Annotated in this window: 4 protein-coding genes; 1 reads left to right on the top strand and 3 read right to left on the bottom strand. The window is 40.2% G+C overall.

All coding sequences use genetic code 11. The annotated features are described in order from the left end of the window. Positions 1–106: 106 nt before the first annotated feature. Positions 107–532 carry a DUF4362 domain-containing protein gene (locus C9J34_RS10450; protein ID WP_107839809.1) on the top strand — a complete coding sequence of 142 codons (426 nt, stop codon included), beginning with the start codon at positions 107–109 and terminating at the stop codon, positions 530–532. 142 nt (positions 533–674) lie between these two features. Here the strand turns inward: C9J34_RS10450 and thrS are convergent, their stop codons facing one another. From thrS to C9J34_RS10435, 3 genes are all read right to left on the bottom strand, one after another. Further along, positions 675–2,606 carry a threonine--tRNA ligase gene (gene thrS, locus C9J34_RS10445; RefSeq protein WP_107839808.1) on the bottom strand — a complete coding sequence of 644 codons (1,932 nt, stop codon included), beginning with the start codon at positions 2,604–2,606 and terminating at the stop codon, positions 675–677. Positions 2,607–2,915: 309 nt separating this feature from the next. Then, positions 2,916–3,857, bottom strand: a complete 942-nt coding sequence (dnaI, locus tag C9J34_RS10440) for a primosomal protein DnaI (protein ID WP_107839807.1) — start codon at positions 3,855–3,857, stop codon at positions 2,916–2,918. Further along, positions 3,844–6,534, bottom strand: a complete 2,691-nt coding sequence (locus tag C9J34_RS10435; protein WP_107839806.1) for a DnaD domain protein — start codon at positions 6,532–6,534, stop codon at positions 3,844–3,846. The genes dnaI and C9J34_RS10435 overlap by 14 nt, the downstream gene beginning before the upstream one ends. Between the last annotated feature and the right edge of the window lie 5 nt (positions 6,535–6,539).

Raw genomic sequence — 6,539 nt, 5'->3', positions numbered from 1 at the left:
AAAGATAATATTAAAAATAATCTTTATAATAGAAAATTTGTTACTATATTGATATATTCACTTATGAAAATATTCAAGTTTTTCATAAAAACAAAAGGAGATAAATATGAAAAAAATTATTCTCTTGTTATCCATTTTCTTAATTGCAGGTTGTCAAAATACCGAAAACATCTATGATACAGATTCTTTATATACCGCTTTACCCAAAGATGTAGTAGTTCTTCATGATAAAATACTAAATATAGAACGATTTGAGTCATTTTTAAATCATATTGAAGGTGGAGAAAAGGATGATGTTAGAGTCGTGCGCTATACAACTGAGGGTGATCCAATATTTCATGAGCTTGCATATGATACAGATAGTATCAAATACTCAATAGACACAACTAAAGATCAATACGGGAGTGGACAAATCATAGAAGCAATCTGTACTTCCATTGATGTGGTTAAGCATACACAAAATACAGAATATATCCTTGAAGGTTGCGATAAGGATATAGATTCTACGATATTCAGCCATCATAAAGAGTAAAAGGAAATATTCACACCTCTCACACCATCGTGTACAGCAATTCAATTTATATTACAGTGTCTACTTTTAAATAGAGTTCCCACTCTTCTCAATTGAATCAAGATAAAAACAGCCCCTACATGAATAGGAGCTGTTTCCATTATTATTTTTTCACTTCTTCACGTAATCCATTCAAGAATTCCTCAAACGATACTGTCTCCGAATCCTTCGAGCCGTAGCGACGAACGTTGACGCCGCCTGCTTCGACTTCTTTATCTCCGATAACAAGCATGTACGGAATCTTTTTCATTTGGGCTTCGCGGATTTTGTAGCCCAGTTTTTCTTCGCGGTCATCCATTTCTACGCGGATACCTGCTGCCATTAATTGCTCTTCGATTTGCTTTGCATAATCGTAGTGCACCGCATTCGATACAGGGATAATTTCCACTTGTACTGGTGCTAACCAAGTTGGGAATGCACCTTTGTATTCTTCGATTAAGAAGGCTACGAAGCGTTCCATTGTCGATACAACACCACGGTGGATTACCACTGGACGTTGTGGTTGACCGTCTTCACCGATGTAAGAAAGGTCAAAGCGCTGTGGTAATAAGAAGTCAAGCTGTGCCGTTGACAATGTTTCTTCTTTACCGATCGCTGTTTTTACTTGAACGTCTAGCTTTGGACCGTAGAATGCAGCTTCGTCTTCTGCTTCGAAGTAATCCAAGCCTAATTCATCCATTGTTTCTTTCAGCATCGCTTGTGCTGTTTCCCACATTTCGTCATCATCGAAATATTTCTCTTTGTTGTTCGGGTCACGATATGATAGACGGAATGAATAATCCTTAATATCGAAATCTTTATATACTTCTAAAATTAATTCCACTACTTTTTTGAATTCTGCTTTAATTTGGTCTGGGCGAACGAAAATATGTGCATCATTTAATGTCATCCCACGCACACGCTGTAAGCCAGATACCGCACCACTCATTTCATAACGGTGCATTGTACCAAGCTCCGCAATACGGATTGGTAAATGGCGGTATGAATGTAAACCATTTTTAAATACCATCATATGGTGCGGGCAGTTCATCGGACGTAAAACTAATGTTTCATTGTCCATTTCCATTGGTGGGAACATGCCGTCTTGATAGTGACCCCAGTGACCTGAAGTTTCGTATAATTTTTTCGAGCCAAGCACTGGTGTATACACATGCTTATAGCCTAATGAGATTTCTTTATCCACGATATAACGCTCGATCGTACGGCGGATTGTTGCACCATTTGGTAACCATAGTGGTAAGCCTTGCCCCACAGTTTGAGAAGTCATGAATAAATCTAGCTCTTTACCAATTTTACGATGGTCACGCTCTTTTGCTTCTTCAAGCATTTGAATATGATGCTTTAGCTCATCCTTTGTGAAGAATGCTGTACCGTAAATACGCTGTAGCATTTTATTATCTGAATTACCACGCCAGTATGCACCGGCAAGTGATAATAGCTTGAATTCCTTCAATTTGCCTGTTGACGGTACGTGAATACCGCGACATAAGTCAAAGAAATCACCTTGATAATAAATCGATACTTGCTCATCTGCTGGAATCGCTTCAAGCAGCTCTAATTTATATTCGTCTCCAACTTCTTCGTAAATTTTTTGCGCTTCATCGCGAGAGACATTTTTACGCTCAATTTCGATATTTTCAGCGATAATTTTGCGCATTTCTTTTTCGATTACAGGTAGATCTTCTGTTGTAATCGGTGTTGGTGAATCGATATCGTAATAGAAACCTGATTCGATAACAGGACCAATCCCTAGCTTCGCATCTGGGAATAAACGTTTTACTGCTTGTGCAGTTAAGTGTGCTGTTGAGTGGCGTAAAATTTCTAACGCCTCTGGTGAATCTGGTGTAATAATTTCGATTGCTGCATCTGCTTCAATTGGTGTTTTTAAGTCGATTAATTGACCATCTACTTTACCTGCTAACGCTTTTTTGCGTAAGCCTGGGCTAATAGATTGTGCGACTTCCTCTGTCGATGTGCCAACTGCGTACTCCTTCACAGCGCCATCTGGGAAAGTTAATTTCATCATTTCTGACATGTTGATGTCCTCCTTTATTTTTCCCACAAAAAAAGCGCCATCCCAACAAAGGGACGACGCGTATGCTCGTGGTTCCACCCTTCTTCCTTGCGAGAAATATCTCGAACGAAGCTCTAGGTCAGTTAACGTACTGATCAACGTTGACGGATTATCCCCGCCACTGCTCCAAGGTAGTAAAGATTGTGTCGTTCTTAGGTAGCTTCCAGCCAAGGCTCCCCTCTCTACAAGTCGTTACACAAACTTCATGTCCTTTTCAATGCTTTGATTATATGAGCACAGTATACGCTGAATCGACAAAAAATGCAACAGCTAACGGCGTAAATTTTCACCTTCGACTCTCATTAGTATCGTTGTCGCTTTAATACGCTCCATTAAGCGGCGTGCCTTTACTGTCTCAACTTCTCCACGCTGGGAGTGAGCTAAATGATGCTCTAGCTCATCATAATTAAAATTCGAGGAAATAAATGTCGGCAGCTGCTCACTCATACGATAATGCAAGATTGCCCCTAAAATTTCATCGCGTGCCCATTGTGAAATCGCCTCTGCCCCTAAATCATCCAGCATTAAAACAGGTGCTCTTTTGACAAAATCAACCTTGCTCTCTAATGTATGATCCCCCATTGCTGCCTTGAGCTCACGTAAAAACTCTGGTACATAGACGATGACTGACTTCACCTTTACCTTCGCTAATTCATTGGCGGTTGCTCCTAAAATAAACGATTTGCCAACACCAAATTCCCCATATAAATATAAGCCTTTATGAGGCAACTGACCCGTTTCTCGGTACTCCTGAATAAACGCCATAACTCGCTGACCGATATCAAGTCGCGACCTGTTACCAGCAATTGTAATATCTTCGAATGCCGCCTGTAACACCTCTTTTGGCATATGCATCGACGATACCATTGAGGCAATTTCTCGGCGTTCATCCTCGACGATTTTTTGTTCACAGCGCTCATACGTAATATCGATGCGTCCATTCGTTATTAAAAGCTTTGGTATAAAGCCTTGCAAATAGTTCGTACATTGCGCTGTCGTGCCACATTTACAGCAGTCAGTTGATTGGCTAATATATTCATTAAGCTTCAGCAAGCTACGCTCAATCATTTGGGCATCGATTGCTTCCGCGTTTGCTGTCATAAATTGTTGAATTTTTTCATGCTCCAAAATCGACTTTCGCATCGCCTCATAGCGCTCTTGAAAAGATGGGACGTTGACAACGCGCTTTAATGATTCTTTAATCGGTTCCATCGCTCTTCACCTTCCCATCATAATTGCGAAATTGCTGTAATAGTTTGTTGTATTCTGCATCTATATCCACTACCTCTGTCGACTCTTCCTTGACAGGCTCCTCCTTTGGCTTGTTAAACCATTCAGGAACAATCTCGACTTTCTTCCCTTTGCTTGCCAGTGCCTTTTGTTCAGCACCTTTCACATAGCTTTGTGCCTGCTCCACTGTTTGGATTTGCTGGCGACGCCATGAATCAGCCACACTATTGATATATTTCTCAGGTAATGCACCGTCTGTTTTCTCTAACACATATTCCAATAAGAAATTAACAACGGCAGGCACCATGCCGTAGCGCGTAATTAAATTTTCTGCTGCCTTGACCGTGTACTGGAATGGCTCTTGTCCATTATTTAGCTCTTTTATAAAATCATACGGTGTCTGCTTTTCATACTTCTCGTCTGCCACACCAAAAACATAGTGCGCTGGATAATATTGTGTTAAATTTTCACTTGTAATTGTTGCCGTTTGGTTTTGCTGTTGCAAATATTGTAACGCATTTTTTGCGAGCACAATATTTTGCATTTGCAAATTCGCTGCCAATGCTTCGAGATACTTTTTATTAATGCGCCCTGCTTTTGTAATAACATACTCAAACATCGCATTGACAACACCTACCGTTAGCCCGGACTCAACATAATTTTCAGCCATCTCAATGACATATGGCAATGGCTCCTCACCATTTTTCAATGCCTTTAAAAATTCATATGGTGTTGTTTCGTCATAGCGCGGTAGCCAATTCGCTAAATCTTGCTGCTTTGCTTTAAAAGCAAGCGGCGTGTCCATTGTTATTTTATACTTCACAGCACCTTTTTGCTCTTGCTCAACTAAATGCAATGCATCTGCCGCGCTCTTTAATGAGTGTGCCATCCAGTTTCCCGCAATCGCCTGTACGTAGTTTTGCGTTAATTTGCCATTCGTTTCACGCATCGCATATTCCATCAAATAATTGACAACGCCTATTGGCATTTTTTGAGTCAAAACCAAATCCTCCGCCAGTTCCACAATAAAACGCACAGGCTCCTTACCACCATAAAGCTGCTTTAAAAATTCATACGGTGTTGTGCGATCATAGACAAGCGCTTGCGAGGATGCCGCGAATTCACCAAGTGCCTCTTGCCCAATTTTATAAGGCTTCGTTCCTCGCTGTGCTAAAAACTGCTTGGCCTGCTCTGCCGTTTGGATATTTTGCAGCTGCATTTCAGCCGCAACGGACTCGACAAATTTTTCTGGCAGCTTGCCATTCGATAGTTTCCATACATGCTCAACAATGACATTCGTTACACCTTGTGCAATTTCATACACCGTCATTAGGCTTTCCGCTGTTTTCAACTGATTTTTAAATGGCTCTTTGCCTTTTGTGAGTATCTTCAAAAATTCATATGGCGTGGAAAGCTCATAATCTCTTGTCGCATCTGGAATACCACTAGCAGCAGAAGCCGTTTTTTGAATGGTTGGCATCACTTTCCCATTGCGCTTGCCATGCTCATCTTTCGCAATCCGCATCGCATCCTCTGCCGTCTTGGCTCCTCGACGCACCCATGTGTCAATAATGCTATTCATTAAATTGCTATTATAATCAAGCTTACCATCTGACATCGCAATGTATTCAATCAATGTATTAATCACGCCGTAAGAAATACCACGCTTTAAAAAATCATTGAACACGCGAACTGTTGTATCTGTTGGAATAACTCCGTGAATATCCTCATATACTTCAATAGGCGATGTTTTGTCCAAATACTGACTATGCGTTGATCGATTATCCTGCTCCGCTGGCTTCTGCGCTTTCGATGCAATGTCATAGCGCTTTAATAGCTTATACTCGTTTTGACTGTGCGAACTTAGCTGGTAATAGTCTCTGGCTTCTTTTTCAATCATTGCGGCGCTCAACGTTTGCTCACCATTTAATGCTTGCAGGACAATCCGCTGCATATCTAATGGTGAAAATTTATAAAGAAACGCCACTTTCGCAATCGTTTGCTTCAAATCGATAGTAAAAAGCTTATGTGGAATCATTGCTTGACTAATGCCGTCGAAAAATAATTTGAAATCAAAAGTACTATAATCAAAATCATAGCCATTCGTCAGCAGATCCAACTGTTGTTCTACATATAGCTCCTCGATATGCTGTAGTTCTTTTTCCGTCACATTTAAAAACACATCATTAAAGCCACGTGTCACCTCTGTATAATCATGCAACTTTTGAACTTTTGGGGCAAGCGTATCTCGCAAATGCTCAAACGCTTTTTTATCGATTTTTCTCATTAATGACACAGATAATATAGGGTCATCGAAAAATGATATCGAATCTAACGGCTGCTTCAAACGATAAATATAATGAGATGTGTCATTCTCCACCTTACAATACGTTTGTAGTAAGCCAATCGCCTCTAGTGTAATCCTTGCTTGAAACAGCCGCTTAATCGCAAAATCTAAACTATCAAGCAAATAATGATGATGAAAGGCAGTATGTTTATTTGATGCTTCAACCGATAACTTTAAATATAAGGCAACTGCATCAACCCCAATAATCGGCTGATAACAAAGCTGCAACATTTTCTGATTGATTCCATTAAATTCGTGAGGGCATTGAACTTCACAAATATCATACGGATGTAATTGATTCATAAAGGTCATACAAT

Origin of the sequence: Metasolibacillus meyeri (assembly GCF_003049505.1) — a bacterium.
In the GTDB taxonomy this organism is placed as follows: Bacteria; Bacillota; Bacilli; order Bacillales_A; family Planococcaceae; genus Metasolibacillus; species Metasolibacillus meyeri.
This window is presented reverse-complemented; position numbering and strand designations above follow the sequence as displayed.

What these genes read in the sequence shown, in the direction of transcription:
- C9J34_RS10450 (WP_107839809.1), top strand. Translation starts at nt 107, where the DNA reads ATGAAAAAAATTATTCTCTTGTTATCCATTTTCTTAATTGCAGGTTGT.
- thrS (WP_107839808.1), bottom strand. Translation starts at nt 2,606, where the DNA reads ATGTCAGAAATGATGAAATTAACTTTCCCAGATGGCGCTGTGAAGGAG.
- dnaI (WP_107839807.1), bottom strand. Translation starts at nt 3,857, where the DNA reads ATGGAACCGATTAAAGAATCATTAAAGCGCGTTGTCAACGTCCCATCT.
- C9J34_RS10435 (WP_107839806.1), bottom strand. Translation starts at nt 6,534, where the DNA reads ATGACCTTTATGAATCAATTACATCCGTATGATATTTGTGAAGTTCAA.